The sequence below is a fragment of the Robertkochia sediminum genome (assembly GCF_016786255.1).
GTDB lineage: Bacteria > Bacteroidota > Bacteroidia > Flavobacteriales > Flavobacteriaceae > Robertkochia > Robertkochia sediminum.
In genome coordinates, this window is the sequence record NZ_JADMKT010000074.1 from 372,131 (window position 1) to 392,418 (window position 20,288).

Sequence of the window (20,288 nt, forward strand, 5' to 3'; positions counted from 1 at the left end):
CTTCAAATTGCTCCTATGGGGAAAACAAAACTGGATCCATCTCAATGGGTAGATCGTTATGCCGACTACCTGTACAACTATACCATCTCCAAGGTAAGCGATCAAACCCTTGCTGAAGACCTGGTCCAGGAAACCTTTTTGGCCGGGTTAAAATCGGCTTCCGGGTTTAAGGGAGACGCCTCTGAACGCACCTGGCTAACGGCCATTTTAAAACGAAAGATCATCGATCATTACAGAAGAGCGAATTCCGGAAAAGGCAAAGTCGAGGTAAAGATCAATTACACCGACGACGATCAGGAGGGCGACTGGCTGGAAGAAAGGGCTGCAGACAAACACCGGGACAATATCGAAGACCAGCTGCAAAATGAAGAACTGGGAATTGCCATAGAGCGGTGTGTATCGCAATTACCCGAAAAACAAGCCAGGATCTTCAGGATGAAGACCATCGAAGGTATGGAAACGGAAGACATTTGTAAAGAACTTCAGATCACTCCGTCTAATCTGTGGGTGATCATTCACCGGGCACGGACAACCTTAATGAATTGCCTGGAAAAAAATTGGTTTTAACTAACAACACCTAATCAGTAACAAACCATGCTAATAGACTGTACCAAAGCAGCAGAAATATGCAATAAAGCGCAATACCGGGAGGCGGGATCCTGGAAGGTCTTTAAACTAAAAATACACCTCATGTATTGCCCTACGTGCCGAAAGCACGCCGCCAAAAATGGCAAGCTTACTAAGCTGTGCTCTAAGGCCAAACTGCAGTGCATGGATCCTGAAAAGAAGAAAAAGATCAAAGAAAAGATCGCTTCCAGATCCTAGAGCAGCCATAGCAGCCCCAGCCAGATAAGCGGCAAACTCTCTACCAGCAGCCCGGTATAATACCGGTGTCGCTTGCGACTGGAAGCATAGAGTAGCACAAGGGAAAGCAACACGAGCACCCCTTCTGTATACCACTTATCTTCGAGATAATCCATTTCGAAAACCACTCCCAGGAGCCAGAAAAGCAAGAGAAAACAATAACCCAAAAGCTTAGCACCCCGCACACCGAACTGCTGCGGTATGGTATACAACCCCGGCTGGTCCAGCCCCAGGTCCCTGATCTCGAAGGGAATGGTTATCGCCAGCACAAAGAGCATGCGCCGCACCACTTCAAGAGCCACTGCGGCATCAACAGGCAACTCTACCAACACCACAGGAAGCACAACAGTACACAAGGCCCACACCAAGGCCACCACATAAACCTTGATCCCCCGCATATTCCTGATATTACCCTTTAGCCTTTGCACGGGATACACATAAAAAAATACCAGCAATCCAACCAGGGCAGCAAGCGCTATGGCCCGGAGCGAGAAATCTTTTAAAAAATACAAGGCAATGATGAAATTAAGCACACTAAAAATCTGCATCCCCTTGTAATATTTACCCTTTACAGAAATAAAATCGCCTGCCAAAGGCGCGTATTTGATGAAGTTATAACCTACGACCGAACCAAAATACAGCGCGGCATAGACATAGAGGGGCGGGTCGAAGTCAAAATACACTCCTGTAACCCCGCAAAGGGCAGCTACAGCCAGCGCTACATGCAGGCTACTTTCTATATACAGATCTACGATCTTTTTAAGCATCATCTTGGTCGGGATCACCCTTGTTTAACCTCCATTAGCAAAGGTCTGAAAGTTTCGTTAAAGCCTTATCAAAAGTACTTTTTAAAACCAATTTAATATGTACTTTTGCGCAAAATAACATAACACATTATTAGTCACTTATAATGAGAACAGATTCTTTTGCTATTCGCCACATAGGCCCGAAAAAAGAAGATCTTTCAAAAATGCTGAAAACTGTAGGCGTAGCCGACATCGATCAGCTTATATACGAGACCTTCCCCGATGGTATCAGACTAAAAAAAGGACTGGATCTTCCAGAAGCCATGTCTGAATATGAGTACCTCTCACACATACAGGAATTGGGAGACAAGAACAAGGTATTCCGTTCATTTATCGGACTGGGTTATCACGAAGCTATTCTTCCTTCGGTGATCAAGAGAAACATTCTTGAAAATCCGGGGTGGTATACGGCGTACACGCCTTACCAGGCAGAGATCGCACAAGGCCGTCTCGAAGCGCTGCTCAACTTCCAAACCGTAATAAGTGACCTTACCGGAATGGAGATCGCCAACGCCTCATTACTCGATGAGAGTACGGCTGCTGCAGAGGCTATGACCATGCTATTCAGCGCGAGAAGCCGCCAGCAAAAGAAAGCAGGGGTTGTAAAATTCTTTGTTTCTGAAGAGGTATTACCTCAAACCCTTTCTGTTCTTCAAACCAGAGCCCTTCCTTTAGGCATTGAGCTGGTTATTGGAGATCACCGTACCCTGGAACTTTCTTCAGATTACTACGGTGCCTTACTCCAATATCCGGGGAAAAGCGGTGAAGTTTTTGACTACAAAACCTTCACAGCCAATGCCAACGAAATGGACATCAAAGTTGCTGTTGCTGCCGATATCCTGAGTCTTGTATCACTAACTCCTCCGGGAGAATGGGGCGCAGAGGTTGTTGTAGGTACCTCACAGCGATTCGGTATCCCACTGGGTTACGGAGGACCTCACGCAGCATTCTTTGCTACTAAAGAAGCATACAAAAGAAGCATCCCGGGAAGAATTATCGGAGTTACCAGAGACACCGATGGCAATTTCGCTATGAGAATGGCACTGCAAACCCGCGAGCAACATATCAAAAGAGATAAGGCTACTTCTAATATCTGTACCGCCCAGGTGTTACTGGCTGTTATGGCAGGTATGTATGCCGTTTACCACGGTCCTGAAGGCCTTAAATACATCGCTCAGAAAGTCCACAAAGCGACTACCACCCTGGTAGCTGCTCTTGAAGAACTAGGATACGAGCAGCTCAACGGTGCGTTCTTTGACACCATTCGTGTTAAAGCCGACGCCGAGAGCGTAAAGAACATCGCCGAACTTCAAAAGGTAAACTTCTATTATCCGGACGAGAGTACCGTAGCGATCGCACTTAATGAAACCGTTTCTGTTAAAGACCTGAACACCATCGTTCAGATCTTTGCCGACGCAGCCGGAAAAAATACCGTAACCATTACCGACATTCAGGATACCATCGCGATCCCTGAAACACTGCAAAGAACAAGCGCTTTCCTTCAGAACGAGGTCTTTAATGCCTACCATTCTGAAACAGAACTAATGCGCTACATCAAAAAGCTTGAGCGCAAAGACCTTTCGCTGAATCACTCCATGATCTCCCTCGGATCTTGCACCATGAAGCTTAACGCTGCATCTGAAATGCTTCCCCTCAGCAATCCGCAGTGGGGTAACATTCACCCTTTTGCACCGGTAGATCAGGCTCAGGGATATCACGAAGTACTCCAGGAACTTGAACACCAGTTAAACGTGATCACCGGTTTCGATGGCACTTCCCTGCAACCCAACTCAGGAGCACAGGGCGAGTATGCCGGACTCATGGTGATCAGAGCATACCACCTTTCTAGAGGTGATGCCCACCGCCATATTTGCCTTATCCCATCGTCTGCCCACGGTACCAACCCGGCTTCTGCTGTTATGGCAGGAATGAAGGTGGTTGTAACCAAAACCGACGATCAGGGGAATATCGATGTTGCCGACCTGAAAGAAAAAGCAGAGAAGTACAAAGATGAACTGGCTGCCCTTATGGTAACCTACCCTTCAACCCACGGGGTATTCGAATCGTCTATTAAAGAGATCACTCAGATCATTCACGATAACGGAGGACAAGTATATATGGATGGTGCCAACATGAACGCTCAGGTTGGACTTACCAATCCGGCAACCATCGGAGCCGATGTTTGTCACCTCAACCTTCACAAGACCTTTGCCATTCCTCACGGAGGTGGAGGCCCCGGTGTTGGACCTATTTGTGTTGCCGGTCACCTGGCAGAATTCCTTCCGACAAACCCTGTGATCACCACAGGAGGAGAGAAGGCCATTACCGCTATTTCTGCAGCTCCTTGGGGTAGTGCACTGGTTTGCCTGATCTCTTACGGATACATCAAAATGCTCGGTGCTGAAGGCCTGAAGCGATCTACAGAAATGGCGATCCTCAATGCCAACTACATCAAGAACCGACTTGAAGGTAATTACGATGTGCTCTACAAAGGAGAGTGTGGAAGAGCCGCTCACGAGCTTATCATTGAGTGTCGTCCCTTCAAGATGAACGGGATCGAGGTTACCGATATCGCCAAGCGTCTTATGGATTACGGATTCCACGCGCCAACGGTTTCTTTCCCTGTTGCGGGAACCATGATGATCGAACCTACCGAAAGCGAAAGTCTGGCAGAGCTTGACAAATTCTGTGATGCTATGATCGCCATTCGTCAGGAGATCGAAGAAGCTGTTGCAGAAGACGGGAATAATGTTCTTAAAAACGCACCACACACCCTTAAAATGGTGACCGCGAACGAATGGAACTTCCCTTACAGCCGCGAAAAGGCCGCCTATCCTCTTGCTTATGTTGCAGAAAACAAATTCTGGCCAACAGTAAGAAGGGTCGACGAAGCCTTTGGGGATCGTAACCTGATGTGTACCTGCGCGCCAATTGAAGAATACGCAGAAGCGCTATAAAGCGCTACTATACAGCTAAATACACAAACCCCTGCCACACCAGCAGGGGTTTTTATCACCCTATTATTAGCCCAAAAGCACATTTGGGCATCGTAGCACTTTTTTAATGATCACACATATGCTTTGGTTATTAATTAGCTTGCAGCAAATTAAAAGTCCCTATGAACACAAAGATCACCGGAACAGGATGTTACATCCCCTCGCATATCGAAACGAATGCAGAATTTTCGCATCACGAGTTCCTCAATGAAGACGGAAGCCTGTTAAAGCAGAGTAATGATGTGATCATCAAAAAATTTGTTTCCATAACGGGAATCGGAGAACGCAGGTACGCTTCTCCCGAATACAACACCTCAGACATCGCCTACTTTGCCGGCGAACGCGCTATTGACAACGCACGCATTGACAAAGAATCACTGGATTATATTATCGTTGCCCATAATTTCGGGGATGTTCGTCATGGATCATCTCAGGGTGACACCCTGCCCAGCCTTGCAGCCCGGGTAAAACACAAACTGGAGATCAAGAATCCTAAGTGTATCGCTTACGACCTCATCTTTGGCTGTCCGGGATGGGTAGAAGGACTCATTCAGGCTCACGCCTTCATCAAGGCCGGAATGGCAAAAAAATGTCTGGTGATCGGTGCCGAAACCTTATCAAGGGTAACCGACCAGCACGACAGAGACTCGATGATCTACTCAGATGGCGCAGGTGCAACAGTAGTTGAAGCTTCACCGGAGAGCGAAAGCGGGATCATCTCTCACGAATCGGCCTCTTTCACCCAGGATGAAGCGCACTTTTTGTTCTTTGGGAAGTCCTATAAAAAAGATGCCGACGACACCCGATACATCAAAATGCACGGTCGTAAGATCTATGAATTTGCCCTGAACCAGGTTCCCTCTGCCATGAAAGCCTGCTTTGATCAATCGGGAGAAGACATTAAAGACCTGAAGAAGATCTTCATACACCAGGCTAATGAAAAAATGGACGAAGCTATCGTAGACCGATTTTACCGACTTTACGATATGCAAGCTCCTGAAGATATCATGCCTATGAACATCGCTACGCTCGGGAACAGCTCAGTAGCCACCGTACCTACTCTGTTTGATATGGTTAAACGCGGTGAACTACTCGGCCATGAGATCAAAAAAGGAGACGTGATCATGTTCGCCAGTGTTGGAGCAGGAATGAACATCAACGCGGTAACCTACAAACTGTAGGGCGCTTTGATGCAGATCTCCATCGGCATAAGGCACAATAGTTTTATATTTGGAGCCTAAATCAGCATCATGTACGAACATACCTATCCGGACAAAAGGTACCGGATCACTCTTGACCTCATAAAGCGAGTAGCCCCTTCAGGAACCAGGATCCTTGACCTTGGTGTTGAAAATCCGTTTTCGGAGATCATGAAGAAAGAGGGGTACCAGGTAGAAAACACCCATGGAGAAGACCTCGATGAGCACAGAAGCACTATAGAAAACTCTGAAGCCGACATGGTCACCGCCCTGGAAATTTTCGAACACCTGCTCTCTCCTTACGAGGTTCTAAAGAGCATCAAGGCGCACAAGCTGGTTGCCTCGATCCCATTACGTCTTTGGTTTGCCTCAGCATATCGCAGCAAAACCGACCCATGGGACCGCCACTACCACGAATTCGAAGACTGGCAGTTTGACTGGCTTCTCGAAAAGACCGGATGGACCATCAAGGAACGTATCCAATGGTCTCACCCCGTAAATAAAATAGGGATCCGTCCGCTACTCAGACGTTTCACACCCAGATACTACATGGTTTATGCTGAAAGAAACAAAGAAGCATAGCAGCCTGACCTATAGCGTGGTGATCCCCGCGCATAACGAAGAAGCTTTCCTGGCATTAACACTGGATTCCTTGCTATCGCAATCGGTGTTACCTGAGCAGATCGTGGTAGTAAATGACCATTCGACAGACAGCACCCCTAAAATTCTTAAAGACTATCAAAAGGCATCCGACCGCCTGACGGTTGTACACCGGAGATCGGAAAGCAAGCACATGCCGGGAAGTAAAGTGGTGGCCACGTTTAACGCAGGCCTTGACCATCTTAACAAGGGTCATGACATCATCGTAAAACTGGACGCCGACCTCATCCTCCCGTCAGACTACTTCGAAAAGGTACTAAACGTATTCGAACAAAACCCAAAGGCCGGGATCGTTGGAGGCTTTGCCTGGGAGCAAGAAGGCAACGGCGAATGGAAACGCAACCACCCCATGAACAAGGACCATGTTCGAGGGGCGTTTAAAAGCTACTCCACACCCTGTTTTGAAGCTATCGGAGGATTACGCCCTGCTATGGGATGGGACACCATAGACGAGCTCCTGGCGCGTTATAACGGGTATGAGATCATCACCCTCCCGGAACTAAAGGTAAAACACCTGCGACCCACCGGAGGCTCGTACAACAAAAAGGCGAGATTACTCCAGGGAGAAGCGATGTTCCTGATGCGTTACGGACTCCCTATCACCCTAATTGCTTCGGCAAAAATGGCCTTCAAACAGAAAAAGGTCATGACCTTTTTCCACAATATTCAGGGTTATTTCCGAGCACAAATAAAAAACCTCCCTCCGGCAGTAACACCAGAAGAAGGTCGTTTTATACGAGCGTTCAGATGGAAGGGCATCAAAGCACAACTTCCTTTCTAAACCCTTTTATCTTTTCATTAGTCCATATAAGCCTCTGCCCTTACCGTACCGGTCGCACCGTTTGGGAAAGGAATACCCAACAAAGCCGAAACCGTGGGAGCGATATCCGGGATCACCGTTTTAATTGTGGTACTTCCTTGACGAACACCTTTTCCGAACAAGAGGAATGGCACATGGGTATCGTACCCATAGGCCGTACCATGAGATGTACCTCCATTGGCATAACCGGCAGACAACATACCCGGGCGGAATACGAACATGACATCACCCGACAGTTTAGCATTAAATCCGTTCTGTATAAGACTCGCAATTCCTGTTTTATAATTATTTGCATTTAACATATCGGCGGTAAAGATCTTTTCGATCTCCTCATAAGTGAGCATTTCATTCGCAATGTCCTTGCGGATCTCTTCCGCATTCAACTCCAGGGAATCGATCACGCGCTTGTCAAGAAAAAGCTGATCCCAGCTCAAATGCCTGATCACCTTATTGGTGGCGTATTTCTTTTCTGCAAAGGCCAATAAACGATCTCTTAACGACCTCCCTTCTATAAACCCGGAAGGAAGTTTATGATCTTTAAGGTAATTTGAATTATAAGCAGCTCCGTGGTCAGCAGTAAGGAACACCAGGTACTGTCCCTTACCTATCTTCTCATCAAGAGCGTTCAATAACCGTTCAATATCTTTATCAAGACGCAAATAGGTATCTTCTGTCTCCATTGCCTTAACACCGAATTGATGCCCCACGTAATCGGTACTGGAGAAGCTCACTGCCAGGAAATCGGTCGCACCACTTTCCCCGAGGGACTCTCCTTCCAGGGCAGCCAGTGCAAAATCGGCGGTAAGGCTATTCCCGTAAGGAGTCGCCTTAATGATATCGTACTTCCCGTTCTCCTTCCATAGAGCAGGCAGATCATGAGGGAAAACAGCAGCCTCTTCACCTCTGAACGGACGCTCGTAGTTGGTGTTATCGGGATTGCTATTCACATATGACCCGCTGTCGTAAAGGGTATTCCAGGTACGTTTGTATGAGGCAGCAGCATCACTTTTATTAAAAGTCTTCACCCAGTCCGGAAGCGCTTCCATATAATAGGTACTGCTCACCCACTTCCCTTCATCCTTTCCATAGAACCAATACGCCGTTCCCGTAAATCCTGCCGGAAGCACAGCTCCCCGGTCCTTAATGGCCACGCCAATAGTCTTTCCCTTGAAATTGTTATAGATACGCAAGGCGTCGGTAAGGGTATTTCTTCTAAGGCGGTGCGGAGACATTTCGCCGGCATCACTTTTAGTCCCTACGCTTTTATAAGCGGGGTCGGAAACACAATACACCTCTTCACCGGAGAACACATCAAACCAGTCATTACCTATAATACCGTGCTCTGAGGGGGTTGTTCCGGTATACACAGAGGCATGCCCCGGAGCTGTGGCGGTAGGCACATAGTTAAAATGGTTGTTCTTAAAGTTAAAGCCTTCATTTACCAAACGACGGAAACCACCATCTCCATAGCGATCCCAATATCGGTTTAAGTATTCATAACGCATTTGATCTACCACGATACCAACCACGAGTTTGGGCGGATCGTTGGCTTGGTCTTCCTGGGCATGCCCGTGAACAAAAAAGCCTGCCAGAAGAAGAAAAATACAGAACTGTTTCATGATATTTAATTAGTGTTTCACAAACTTACAACTTATCAGACAACCCATTTTTAAAATACGGTTAAAACACCACTAACCTAATTTTTCTTACTTTAGCCTTTCATAATTCACCTGATGCAATACCTGAAAAACTTTGGGAAATATTTTTTGATGCTCCGCGAGGTCTTTAGCAAGCCCACGAAATGGAACATTATGAAAAACCTTATTCTAAAGGAGATCGACGACCTCATCTACGGATCACTCGGGATCATTATTTTCATATCGTTCTTTATCGGGGGAGTTGTTGCTATTCAAACAGCACTGAACATCGATAGTCCGCTCATCCCAAAATACCTGGTCGGATTCACCACCAGGCAATCGGTGATCCTGGAATTCTCACCTACGTTCTGCTCCATTATTATGGCCGGAAAGGTAGGCTCTTATATCACCTCGAGCATCGGGACCATGAGGGTTACCGAACAGATCGATGCCCTGGAGGTCATGGGAGTAAATTCCCTGAACTACCTGGTCTTCCCTAAGATCATCGCCTTATTATTATACCCCTTCGTTATCGCCATCTCTATGTACCTCGGTATCCTGGGAGGTTGGCTTGCTGCCGTTATGGGCGAATACACTACCAGCGCTGAGTTTGTGAAGGGACTACAAATAGACTTCAAGCCCTTTCACATATTTTACGCCTTTGCCAAAACCATGGCCTTTGCCTTTATCCTGGCCACCATACCTTCATTTTACGGTTATTATATGAAAGGTGGAGCTTTAGAAGTAGGTAAGGCAGCCACTACTTCCTTTGTTTGGACCAGTGTGGTGATCATTATCGTAAATTACCTGTTAACACAAATGTTGCTCGGCTAATGATAGAAGTAAAGAACATCCACAAAACGTTTGGTCAGAACCATGTTCTTAAGGGGATCTCTACCCTGTTCGAAGCGGGCAAGACCAATCTGATCATTGGTCAAAGTGGTTCGGGTAAAACCGTATTCCTGAAATCCTTGCTCGGACTGCACACCCCGGATGAAGGCGAGATCCTTTACAGCGATCGCCGATACTCTGAAATGGACAGCACGCAACGACGCAACCTGAGAAAAGAAATGGGGATGGTATTCCAGGGAAGCGCCCTCTTTGATTCGATGACCGTATTGGAAAACGTGATGTTTCCCTTAAAGATGTTCTCTAAAATGAGTGAATCGGAAATGAAGGATCGCGCAAATTTCGTGATCAACAGGGTTAATCTTTCCAATGCTAACGACCGCCTGCCCTCTGAGATCTCAGGTGGTATGCAGAAGCGGGTAGCCATTGCCAGAGCCATTGTAAACAATCCGAAATACCTGTTCTGCGACGAACCTAACTCCGGGCTGGACCCTAAAACAGCCATCGTGATCGACAATCTCATTCATGAGATCACGGCAGAATACAACATTACCACGGTCATTAATACCCACGATATGAATTCTGTGATGGAGATCGGAGAAAAGATCGTTTTCCTCAAGAACGGACATAAAGAATGGGAAGGCACCAACAAAGAGATCTTTAAAACAGACAATGCAGCGGTAACCGACTTCGTTTATTCCTCAGAACTGTTCAAAAAGGTACGTCAAATGTACATTGAAGAGCGGGACTAAGGCGCCATCTCAGCCTGCCTTACAAATCGTGCCTGCACCTTTTGATTCCCGGTACGCACCTGTAACCACTCGTGAATTTTCGTGGTATTCTCTTTTATAACACGCTGAGACAACTTATTGCTCCAACTGATATAGAATATCGGGATGGTATCGGTCTTCTTAAAATCGGTAATGATCTCATTGGCAAACCCCACCTGCTCTATACCTGAATAATTAATGCGAAGCTCCTTGGAAATATCGCTAAAAGGCACATCGTTGTACGCAAATCTACGAAGGCGCTCCACTTCACCTTCCAGCACCCCGATACGCTGGTCTTTGGTAGCGATCTCTTCCTTCTTAGCCTCATAAAGCTCTGTCACATACTGGTATTTGTCGGCATCCCCGTTACGGCCTCCTTTAATATTCAGGGTCGCATCCTTGAGATAAGGATAGGACTTCATTTGCGCCTTCCAGGTTTCCACCACGTTATCAGGCACCGACTCATCGCCCATGATCACCACTTCGACCACAGAATTCTCCCCGTCGTTGTACTCAGCATTCGGATAATCGTTTAAAAAGAATCCTCCTTCAGAAAACTGATAAGGACTAACATTCTCCATATAAAACTCAGAGGCCTGCCTTTCAAAAACCGATTTCTTCCAAACCGCATAAAAGGTGTAAATGGCGGGTAAGGTAACCAGGATGGCTACGATAGACGCGATCTGCCCTATGCGCCTGCGCTTTTTGGAGTTCGCATACCGCACCATAGGGAACCTGAGATATTTCACTACGAGGAATGTGGCTATACCAATAAAGATCGCATTGATGGTAAAGAGATACGAAGCGCCGATAGCATATTCTAAATTCCATATCGCCAGACCAAATCCAACGGTACACAAAGGAGGCATCAGTGCCGTGGCAATAGCCACCCCAAAGATCACACTCGCAATGGTACCCTTCTTGGCTCTGGCAATAACCAAGGCAAGACCACCAAAAAAGGCAATAAGCACATCCCTTACATCGGGAGCGGTCCTGGCAAGCAATTCAGAATTCTCATCCTGAAGCGGAAAGAACTTAAAGAAGAAAAAAGCAGTCACAACACTTAACACAACCATAACTCCGAAATTCTTCAGAGACCTTCTCAGCAGGTCGACATCATTGATCGCCACCGAAAAGCCTACCCCAAGAATAGGTCCCATTAGCGGAGAGATCAACATGGCCCCGATAACCACTGCAGTAGAGTTAGCGTTCAGACCCACAGATGCAATAAATATAGAACAGATCAGGATCCAGGCCGTATGGCCCTTGAACGGAATATCGTTGATAATACCCTCCCTGGTACTCTCAACATCGGTGTTATCGCGAATATTGAGCAAATCCTTAAGAAAGGCCCTCAGAGAATCAAAGGCCGTACCAACGTCCTTTTTAACCTTTTTCTCGTCTTCCTTGCGCTTTGCTTCCTGCTCCTGCTCTTCGGGAGTGGCAGCTGCTCCGGAAACAACCGGCTTTTGATCATCGTTATTCTCCGGGGTCACATCCTTGTTGTTCTCGACCATGGTTATACTATAGTATTAAGCGTTATCTTCTAATTTTTTGGCAACAGATTTCACATCCTGTTCGTCCTTTTTAGGGTATATCATTAGCGTATCACCTTCATCTACCACAATATAATTCTCCAGCCCCCTGATCACCACTTTTTTTCCCTTAGGAGCATGCACCATATTCCCTTCAGCCTCTTCAAACAACACCCTGGCATTTACTACGGCATTATTACCCTCCATCTTTGGCAATTCCTTGTAAAGCGAACCCCAAGTACCCAGATCGTTCCACCTGAAGGCTGCCGGAAGCACATAGATGTTATCTGCCGGCTCCATGATCGCATAATCAATAGAGATGTTTGCAGCCCTGGCATAATAGGTATCAATAAAATCGGATTCCGCATGGGTATTATAAGCCTCCAAACCCTGGGCGAACAAGGCATGCATGTCGGGCTGGTAACTCTGAAAAGCTTTGACGATCTCTTTGACACTCCACACAAAAATACCGGCATTCCACAAGAAGTTCCCTTCCTTCAGATACTTTTTCGCTGTAGCTTCATCCGGCTTCTCGCGGAAACGACTCACTTTAAAGAAGCCACCATCCTTTTGCGCTTCGTCATATTGAATATAGCCGTAGCCCGTGTTCGGAAAGTCGGGCTTAATACCGAGGGTCATCAATACCGACTCTTTGCTGCAGTATTGATAACACCGTTCAATATCCCTCAGAAATACATCTTCATCGGCTATCCAGTGATCACTGGGCGCCACGGTCATGACCGCATCCGGATTTGCAGCGCCGATCTTCATCGCACTATAGAGAATACAAGGTGCCGTATTTCTCATTGCAGGCTCCGTAAGCACCTGCTCCCGGTCAATTTCCGGCAATTGCTCCTGTACAAGACCCAAATACCTCTCATTGGTTAAGATGAGTATGTTCTTTGCAGGAATAAGCTTTTTAAATCGGTTATAGGTTGTTTGAAGCAAGGTTTCTCCTGTACCTAACATATCGTGAAACTGCTTCGGAAAATCGCGGGTACTCACCGGCCAGAAACGGGAACCCACTCCCCCGGCCATAATAGCTGCGTAATAATTGCTGTTCATAAACTTTTATATTAATCGGAAAGCAACTCCACTTCTGCATTTGGCTGAAACAAGAACACCCGGCCACTGGACACCTCCACACATTCAAATCGCTTTACCCGCTTGTCACCTTTTTTAAAGACCTTACCGTTGTAGATCCGAAACAAACTACCATGCGGTATCTCAAATATATAATTTTTATCGTTCTCAGGATCAAACGATTTCAAGGCCAGAGACAGGTTAGCATCGGTATCGCTACTCGCTCTTGGGTTCCTGAAGTGTGCCGCAATAACCGGCAGCAAAGAGGAAGGAAATACCTCCGGGCGTATGAACGGCAACATGAGTTGCTGAAAGACGTATTTCCACTCCCTTCCATGAGGCTTGATGGTTCTGCCATACTTTTCGAAGGCCACCAGGTGGGCGATCTCATGGACCAGGGTGATCAGAAAACGATACTTATTCAAATTGGCATTCACTGTGATCTGATGCCTGCCATCAGGCATGCGCCTGTAGTCACCATGACGGGTTACTCTTTCATTGACGATCCTGAGGTGCACCCCATTTCCCTTGATAAGTTCAAAACAAGGCACAACAGCGCGTTCCGGCAAATATCTAACAAGCACATCCTCCATTAGCACATCGGTTTAGGGGGTCGAATTACTCACCTGCAACAACTTCCCGTTGTAAAGCTTGTTCCCGGTTAACGCAAAATCGGCAATGTATGCCGCCATTTCCTGTGCAGTAACGGGAGCGACATATCCCGGAAATGCCTCTTCCAGCATTTCGGTTTGCACAGCTCCAAGTGCGAGCACATTAAAGGAAGGACCTTTATCCTTGTATTCTTCTGCCAGAAGTTCGGTCATAGTGATCACCGCTCCTTTTGCAGAACTATAGGCCGCAAGACCGGGAAATTTCATACTTCCCTGAACACCACCCATGCTACTTACCGTAACCACATGCCCCCCTTCATTAAAGAAAGGCAACACAGTTCTTATTGTTGCGGCTACACCAAAAACATTCACTTCGTACACAGCCTGCCACTCGGCATTGGTGATCTCTTCGAAAGGTTTATTCACCAGCATACCCGCATTATTGATAAGGACATCTACCTTGATGTCGTTACGCTCAAGATAGCTCCGCAGCACCTCCTGGTGACCGGCATCAGACAGGTCAAATGAAAACGCCTCTACCTCTTCGAGTCCGAGACCTACTACAGGCGTCTGGTTACGGGACAGAGCGATGACCCTGTGCCCAAGTTCCGAAAATATCTTCACCATTTCGAATCCGATCCCACGACTGGTACCGGTAATAATTACTGTCTTACCCATTGTACTCTTTATGATTTATTCCAGCCCTCCGGTCTCCTGGAGGTACACTGCATTCTGTTTACTATTCACAACCCCTTCTACCAGTGGTAACATACGTTCTATGACATTGGCCATATGCCCCGGATCCATGAGACCATACTCATCTCCCGCTTTGTGGTAATGACCAAAATTAGTAAAGTCGAACGTACTAAAGGTATGTGCCGGAATTCCGTAGGTTTTATAAAAAGGATAGTTGTCAGACCTTCTGAACAACTGGTATTCCTTAGCCTTAGGCAGGAGACCAATTATAGCCTCCCCGGCTATCTCATTCATCATCCTGGCCATATTACTCATTTCATAACCGGTCATATACACAAGGTAATCCTGGGTCATTGGCACGCCTAACATCTCAAAATTGATCACCGTATACACCTTCCTGCCCTCGTCCTTTAAGCGCTTTGCAAGATGCGCAGACCCTTTAAGCCCCTTTTCCTCTGCGGTAAACAAGGCAAAAAGCACACTGCGCCGCCTGTCTTTCACAACCGCCAGTTTTCGGGCGATCTCCATAACCGCAACCGTTCCCGATGCATTATCATTAGCACCATTGGCAATGCTATCGCCATCTACGGCCTTAACCGTGCCAATATGATCATAATGCGCTCCGATCACCACCCATTCATCCTTTAACTCAGGATCTGTACCCTCCAGATACCCGACGACATTGGCAGCATACCCTTGATAATTCTCCAGGGTATCACGGTATTGCGGATAAAAAGGTTTTATCCCGGCCTGCCTGAAGTGATCTGCGATATAAGTTGCAGCACGATCAATGCCTTCACTCCCCGTCTCTCTGCCTTCTAATGCATCTGAAGAGAGAAACTCAAGGTGAGCCCCGACACCCTCAGGGGTTACAGGAGCAGCTAAGACGGCAGTTTCTGTTAAACTATTAGCAGTTTCGGCTTTAGGTTGTTTTGTAGTCGTACCACAGGAGATCATGAGGGCAGCCCCCGCAAGGAAAGCGATCTTTCGCATAGTTTGATTTTTTGAATGAAAACACAAGATAACAAAAATCCCGCCGGAGGGCGGGATCTTTATATGATGTTATGCTTTATTAAACACTTTATCAGGCTAACATGGTTACCGGATTCTCCAGGTAAGCCTTCAGGGTTTGCAGGAACTGAGCTCCTGTTGCTCCATCTACTGTACGGTGATCACAAGCGAGGGTAACCTTCATGGTATTCCCTACTACGATCTGACCGTCTTTCACTACAGGCTTTTGAACGATAGCCCCAACGGAAAGGATAGCCGAATTAGGCTGATTAATAATTGATGTAAACTCCTGAATTCCGAACATTCCCAGATTTGAAACGGTAAAGGTACTTCCTTCCATTTCCTGCGGAGTAAGCTTCTTGTTCCTTGCTTTTCCGGCAAGATCCTTCACCTGAGCTCCGATCTGAGACAGACTCATCTGGTCGGTAAATTTAAGAACAGGAACCACCAGACCATCTTCTACAGCCACTGCCACCCCTACATGTACGTGTCTGTTGTATTTGGTCACAGCATCTTCCCAGGAAGTATTTACCTGCGGATGTTTTTTAAGCGCCATGGCACATGCCTTAACCACCATATCGTTAAACGACACCTTGGTATCCGGCAGCGCGTTAATATGACTTCTTGAAGCCATGGCATTCGCCATATCCACCTCGATGGTGAGGTAGTAATGGGGAGCGGTAAATTTAGACTCGGCAAGTCGTCTTGCGATGGTCTTTCTCATTTGAGAGTTCTTCACCTCTTCCACCATCTCCTCTCCGGCAGGAACGAACGGCATAGCCGCTGAGGTTTCAGCAGGAGCAGCAGGCTGTGGTGCAGCAGCTGCAGGAGCTTCTTCTTTATAATTTTCAATATCGCGTTTTACGATACGACCATTCTCACCACTTCCTTTAACCTTGGCAAGGTCAATACCCTTATCCTCGGCCATTTTCTTGGCAAGCGGAGAAGCAAATACCCTTCCTCCACCGGTAGTGGTCGCAGTCGCTGTTTCCGTTTGCGCCGGAGCAGCCTCAGGTGCCTTCGGGGCAGCAGCAGCTTTTTCTTCTGCAGCAGGCTGAGCAGCAGGAGCACCTCCGCCCTGCACTGAAGCCAATACCGCAGCAACATCGGTACCATCAGGACCGATAATAGCAAGAACGTCGTCTACAGGCGCAGACTGACCTTCCTGAATTCCAATATGAAGTAGCTTCCCGGAATAGAACGACTCGAATTCCATGGTTGCTTTATCAGTTTCGATCTCTGCAAGAATATCTCCCTCTTCTACTGTATCTCCAACAGCTTTCAGCCAGCTGGCTACAGTTCCTTCTTCCATGGTATCACTTAGCCTGGGCATAGTAACCACCTCAACTCCGGCAGGAATTTCTGCAGCAGCCGGAGCAGCAGCAGCCGTCTCCTCAGCCTTTGGTGTTTCCTGAGCAGGCGCAGCCTCAGCAGCTCCAGCTCCTAAAAGAGCCGAAATATCTTCTCCCTGCTCCCCGATAATAGCGAGCATAGAATCTACCGGCGCTCCTTCACCTTCGGCGATACCAATATGCAGTAACGTACCTTCGTGAAACGACTCAAATTCCATGGTCGCCTTATCGGTCTCGATCTCTGCAAGAATATCTCCCTCTTCTACTTTATCTCCTACGTTCTTCAACCACTTTGCTACAACACCTTCTTCCATGGTGTCGCTCAATCGTGGCATATTTACAACTACTGCCATTCTAATTATAGTTTATGCGATAAAAACGGATAATCTGTCTGTTCGTATACGGTATCGTACATAACGTTATCTCCCGGCCATGGCGATTCTTCTGCGAATTGCTCGCACTCCTTAACCAGGTCCTTAACGCGTTGGTCAATTACTTTAATATCATCTTCAGAAGCGTATTTTTTATCAAGGATCACCTCTTTTACCTGGGTGATCGGATCGATCTTCTTATACTCTTCTACTTCATCTTTCGTACGGTAATGCTGGGCATCAGACATAGAATGCCCGCGATATCTGTACGTTTTCATTTCGAGGAAAGTAGGTCCGCCCCCGCTTCTGGCGCGCTCTACAGCCTCAGAAACTGCCTCAGCAACCTTCACCGGACTCATTCCGTCTACAGGACCACTTGGCATGTCGTAACCGAGACCAAGTTTCCAGATCTCCTGCTCTTTAGCAGTACGAGCCACAGAGGTACCCATAGCATATCCGTTGTTCTCACAGATAAATACTACCGGCAGGTTCCAAAGCATGGCCAGGTTAAAGGTCTCGTGTAGCGACCCCTGACGTACAGCTCCGTCTCCCATATAACAAAGGGTTACCGAATCTCTTTTAAAATACTTATCGGCAAAAGCCAGTCCGGCACCAAGAGGGATCTGTCCCCCAACAATACCGTGACCACCGTAAAAATTGTGTTCTTTTGAGAAAATGTGCATCGAACCTCCAAGACCCTGAGAAGTCCCGGTACCTTTACCGTATAATTCGGCCATAACTCTTTTAGGATCTACTCCCATTCCGATTGGCTGCACGTGATTCCTGTAAGCCGTGATCAAACGGTCTTTCTTAGGATCGATAGCGTGTAGGGTTCCGGCAAGCACCGCTTCTTGTCCGTTATAGAGGTGCAGAAACCCTCTAACCTTTTGCTGAATGTATACCGCTGCCAACTTGTCTTCAAACTTCCTCCAAAATAGCATGTCTTCATACCATTTCAGATAGACTGATTTTGTGATTTTCTTCATGAACTAATATTTTTATGCAATAGCGTCAGAGGCAAAAAAACATCCGGAACGGAGCCTTTACTAAACTCAAAAGTCACCTTCATTTTTTCGCAACTACAAAAGTAGTACTTTCAATAAAAGTGAAAAAATGAAAAAATGCATTTATGCCACAAATTTCATCATTTGTTCAGCAGGTCGTCTTTTGTAAAAACAAGGGGAAGTAATTCTTTGACAGAAGCTGCGAGATACACCTCAGAGCGATCACCCATAAAATAGACCGCGATCGGACTATTCTGACGATACTCGTATTCGGCAAGGGCCTGCCTGCAACCACCACATGGCGCAATAGCCTCGGTTACGGCTCTTAGCTCTGAAGCAGCTGTTATTGCCAGCGCTTTTATGGTCTTTCCGGGATGAGTTGCCCCTGCGTGAAAAACCGCTACCCTCTCAGCACATAATCCGGATGGAAAAGCCGCGTTCTCCTGATTATTGCCATACACCACAGAACCATCTTCCAGTAACAAGGCCGCACCCACTTTAAATTTAGAATAAGGAGCATAAGCTTTCTCCCTGGCCGTTACAGCACCCCGCATAAGGTCGCCCATCGCATCCGGCAAGGATTCAATATCGGGGTATACGGTAATGTCTGCAGTTAATGTTAACTTCTTCAAAGAATTATGAAATTTCCGCTAAAGATACTAAGAACCAGATAAATACAAGACAAAACAAGAAAGTAAGAACCAATTTATTATTTCTCATGGCCTGCCCAGGCCTATTATCTTAGTAAGATCTGTTTCCGCCAAGTAAAAAGGTAAGAGAGAACCTAAGGGTATTCTCCAAGGGATTACGCACTCCGGAAGTGGAGAATAAATAGGACAGATCTATACTTGTTGCGTTAAAACGAAAGCCGGCACCAAGGGTAAAGAACTGTCTTGCACCTTTATTTTCATGTTCGTGAAAATAACCGGTACGCAATGAGAACGCCTCATTGTACACATATTCGGCACCGAGAGCCCAGGTGATCTCCTGCAACTCTTCTGAAAATCCATCAGGGGCATCCCCGAATGAAGAGAACATCCCACTAAAGAAAGATTCATTATAATAGTCGTCGTTACTATCTATACGCCCATCCCCATTGCTATCGCTGGGTGTTGGCACCAGGAGCTTATTGAACTCAGCATTGACCCCAAGTGTATTCTGGGAATCGAAAATAAAATCAAATCCTCCCCCTAACTTTAAGTTCGTAGGCAGAAAGGTCTCTCTTCCATCGGCATCATACTTGATCTTCGGCCCCACATTACTAATGTTAAACCCTCCTTTCCAAATACCGTTAAACTTACTGTAGGCGATCTCGTTCGACATAAAGAAACCAGCCACATCTACGGCAAAAGAACTCGCCGCACTGGCGTCGATACCTTCCTCCTGCAATCTCAGATCAGACCTCAGGTAGCGACCTGCAACAGCCATGGAATAGTGTTCACTTAGCTTCAGGGAATACGACACATCTACAGCCAGCTCATTAGGGCGTTCTATAATAGGACGCAATCCCTGGATGGCCTCTGCCTCAGAAATAAACTCGATATCCCCAAGACTAAAGTATTTAATACTGGCCGCCCATGCGCTTCGCTCGTTGATACGACTATATACTGTAGCGTTTAACAGGGCGATATCGTTTACCAGCTGACTTAAATATGGGGTATAGCTAATTCCTATTCCAGTTCTTTCAGGAGCAAAGGCATATTTCGCAGGATTCCACTGCTGTGAAAATGCATCGGGAGCTGTGGTAGCACCCAGCTCACCCATCCCCCCGGCTCTTGCGTCGGCCGTAATTAGCAAGAAGGGCACCCCGGTGGTGATCACCCTTGAATTGGGATCACTCTGGGCATGTATCGAAAAAGAGGCTATTAAGGCCCCTAGTAGCAGACAAAAGTTTCTCATATTCCGATTTTATCAAATAAAGGTAAACACACTCATTATCAGGTCATTAATTTTTCGACCTTTCGCAACCTTACCACCATATAACGCAAGAATACCTTAAAATAATATGTAAAGGTACATTTAAA

At 46.7% G+C, this 20,288-nt stretch carries 19 protein-coding genes; 8 read left to right on the plus strand and 11 right to left on the minus strand.

Translation table 11 applies throughout. The features are described 5' to 3' along the window. Window positions 1-15 precede the first annotated feature (15 nt). Window positions 16-567 (plus strand): sigma-70 family RNA polymerase sigma factor, encoded by a 552-nt coding sequence (locus IS446_RS08570; protein WP_203059809.1) that lies wholly within the window; start codon window positions 16-18, stop codon window positions 565-567. Window positions 568-594: 27 nt separating this feature from the next. Then, on the plus strand, window positions 595-825 hold the full coding sequence (locus IS446_RS08575; RefSeq protein ID WP_203059811.1) for a hypothetical protein: 231 nt from the start codon (window positions 595-597) through the stop codon (window positions 823-825). Here the strand turns inward: IS446_RS08575 and IS446_RS08580 are convergent. Then, complete coding sequence (locus IS446_RS08580) at window positions 822-1,634, minus strand: hypothetical protein (protein ID WP_203059813.1); 813 nt, start codon at window positions 1,632-1,634, stop codon at window positions 822-824. The two genes, IS446_RS08575 and IS446_RS08580, sit on opposite strands and share 4 nt — an antisense overlap. 140 nt (window positions 1,635-1,774) lie before the next feature. Between IS446_RS08580 and gcvP the strand changes: the two genes are divergently transcribed. The 4 genes from gcvP to IS446_RS08600 all read left to right on the plus strand — a co-directional run bounded on the left by gcvP (window position 1,775) and on the right by IS446_RS08600 (window position 7,306). Continuing rightward, window positions 1,775-4,627 (plus strand): aminomethyl-transferring glycine dehydrogenase, encoded by a 2,853-nt coding sequence (gcvP, locus tag IS446_RS08585; RefSeq protein WP_203059815.1) that lies wholly within the window; start codon window positions 1,775-1,777, stop codon window positions 4,625-4,627. 161 nt (window positions 4,628-4,788) lie between these two features. Then, window positions 4,789-5,847, plus strand: coding sequence for a 3-oxoacyl-ACP synthase III family protein (locus IS446_RS08590; RefSeq protein ID WP_203059818.1), 1,059 nt, complete (start codon window positions 4,789-4,791; stop codon window positions 5,845-5,847). A gap of 69 nt (window positions 5,848-5,916) precedes the next feature. Then, complete coding sequence (locus IS446_RS08595; RefSeq protein WP_203059820.1) at window positions 5,917-6,447, plus strand: methyltransferase domain-containing protein; 531 nt, start codon at window positions 5,917-5,919, stop codon at window positions 6,445-6,447. After that, window positions 6,422-7,306 carry a glycosyltransferase family 2 protein gene (locus IS446_RS08600; protein ID WP_317192187.1) on the plus strand — a complete coding sequence of 295 codons (885 nt, stop codon included), beginning with the start codon at window positions 6,422-6,424 and terminating at the stop codon, window positions 7,304-7,306. Before IS446_RS08595 ends, IS446_RS08600 begins: the two co-directional genes overlap by 26 nt. Window positions 7,307-7,323: 17 nt before the next feature. Here IS446_RS08600 and pafA read toward each other — a convergent pair whose 3' ends face one another. After that, window positions 7,324-8,964 (minus strand): alkaline phosphatase PafA, encoded by a 1,641-nt coding sequence (gene pafA, locus IS446_RS08605; protein ID WP_203059822.1) that lies wholly within the window; start codon window positions 8,962-8,964, stop codon window positions 7,324-7,326. 114 nt (window positions 8,965-9,078) lie between these two features. On the opposite strand from pafA, the gene IS446_RS08610 reads away from it, so the two are divergent. Both IS446_RS08610 and IS446_RS08615 read left to right on the plus strand, forming a co-directional pair. Then, entirely contained in the window at window positions 9,079-9,816 is a 738-nt protein-coding gene (locus IS446_RS08610; RefSeq protein ID WP_203059824.1) for an MlaE family ABC transporter permease, read from the plus strand. Next, window positions 9,816-10,583 carry an ABC transporter ATP-binding protein gene (locus IS446_RS08615; protein ID WP_203059826.1) on the plus strand — a complete coding sequence of 256 codons (768 nt, stop codon included), beginning with the start codon at window positions 9,816-9,818 and terminating at the stop codon, window positions 10,581-10,583. The genes IS446_RS08610 and IS446_RS08615 overlap by 1 nt, the downstream gene beginning before the upstream one ends. Here IS446_RS08615 and IS446_RS08620 read toward each other — a convergent pair. The 9 genes from IS446_RS08620 to porV all read right to left on the minus strand — a co-directional run bounded on the left by IS446_RS08620 (window position 10,580) and on the right by porV (window position 20,163). After that, entirely contained in the window at window positions 10,580-12,118 is a 1,539-nt protein-coding gene (locus IS446_RS08620; RefSeq protein WP_203059828.1) for a DUF389 domain-containing protein, read from the minus strand. The genes IS446_RS08615 and IS446_RS08620 overlap by 4 nt on opposite strands. 15 nt (window positions 12,119-12,133) lie before the next feature. After that, the gene (locus IS446_RS08625; protein ID WP_203059830.1) at window positions 12,134-13,201 is read right to left on the minus strand and encodes a mannose-1-phosphate guanylyltransferase; all 1,068 of its coding nucleotides are present in this window, start codon (window positions 13,199-13,201) and stop codon (window positions 12,134-12,136) included. A gap of 11 nt (window positions 13,202-13,212) precedes the next feature. Next, the gene (locus tag IS446_RS08630) at window positions 13,213-13,812 is read right to left on the minus strand and encodes a SprT-like domain-containing protein (RefSeq protein ID WP_203059832.1); all 600 of its coding nucleotides are present in this window, start codon (window positions 13,810-13,812) and stop codon (window positions 13,213-13,215) included. A gap of 12 nt (window positions 13,813-13,824) precedes the next feature. Beyond that, window positions 13,825-14,508, minus strand: a complete 684-nt coding sequence (locus IS446_RS08635; protein ID WP_203059834.1) for an SDR family NAD(P)-dependent oxidoreductase — start codon at window positions 14,506-14,508, stop codon at window positions 13,825-13,827. Between the two features lie 15 nt (window positions 14,509-14,523). Beyond that, window positions 14,524-15,519: a M28 family metallopeptidase gene (locus tag IS446_RS08640; protein ID WP_203059836.1), complete on the minus strand. Its 996-nt coding sequence runs from the start codon at window positions 15,517-15,519 to the stop codon at window positions 14,524-14,526. Between the two features lie 91 nt (window positions 15,520-15,610). Then, entirely contained in the window at window positions 15,611-17,242 is a 1,632-nt protein-coding gene (locus IS446_RS08645) for a pyruvate dehydrogenase complex dihydrolipoamide acetyltransferase (RefSeq protein WP_203059838.1), read from the minus strand. Window positions 17,243-17,247: 5 nt separating this feature from the next. Next, entirely contained in the window at window positions 17,248-18,246 is a 999-nt protein-coding gene (gene pdhA / locus IS446_RS08650; protein ID WP_203059840.1) for a pyruvate dehydrogenase (acetyl-transferring) E1 component subunit alpha, read from the minus strand. Window positions 18,247-18,404: 158 nt separating this feature from the next. Continuing rightward, window positions 18,405-18,896, minus strand: coding sequence for a cytidine deaminase (cdd, locus tag IS446_RS08655; RefSeq protein ID WP_203059842.1), 492 nt, complete (start codon window positions 18,894-18,896; stop codon window positions 18,405-18,407). Between the two features lie 109 nt (window positions 18,897-19,005). Then, a complete protein-coding gene (gene porV / locus IS446_RS08660; RefSeq protein WP_203059844.1) occupies window positions 19,006-20,163 on the minus strand; it encodes a type IX secretion system outer membrane channel protein PorV in 1,158 nt (385 codons plus the stop codon). Window positions 20,164-20,288 lie beyond the last annotated feature (125 nt).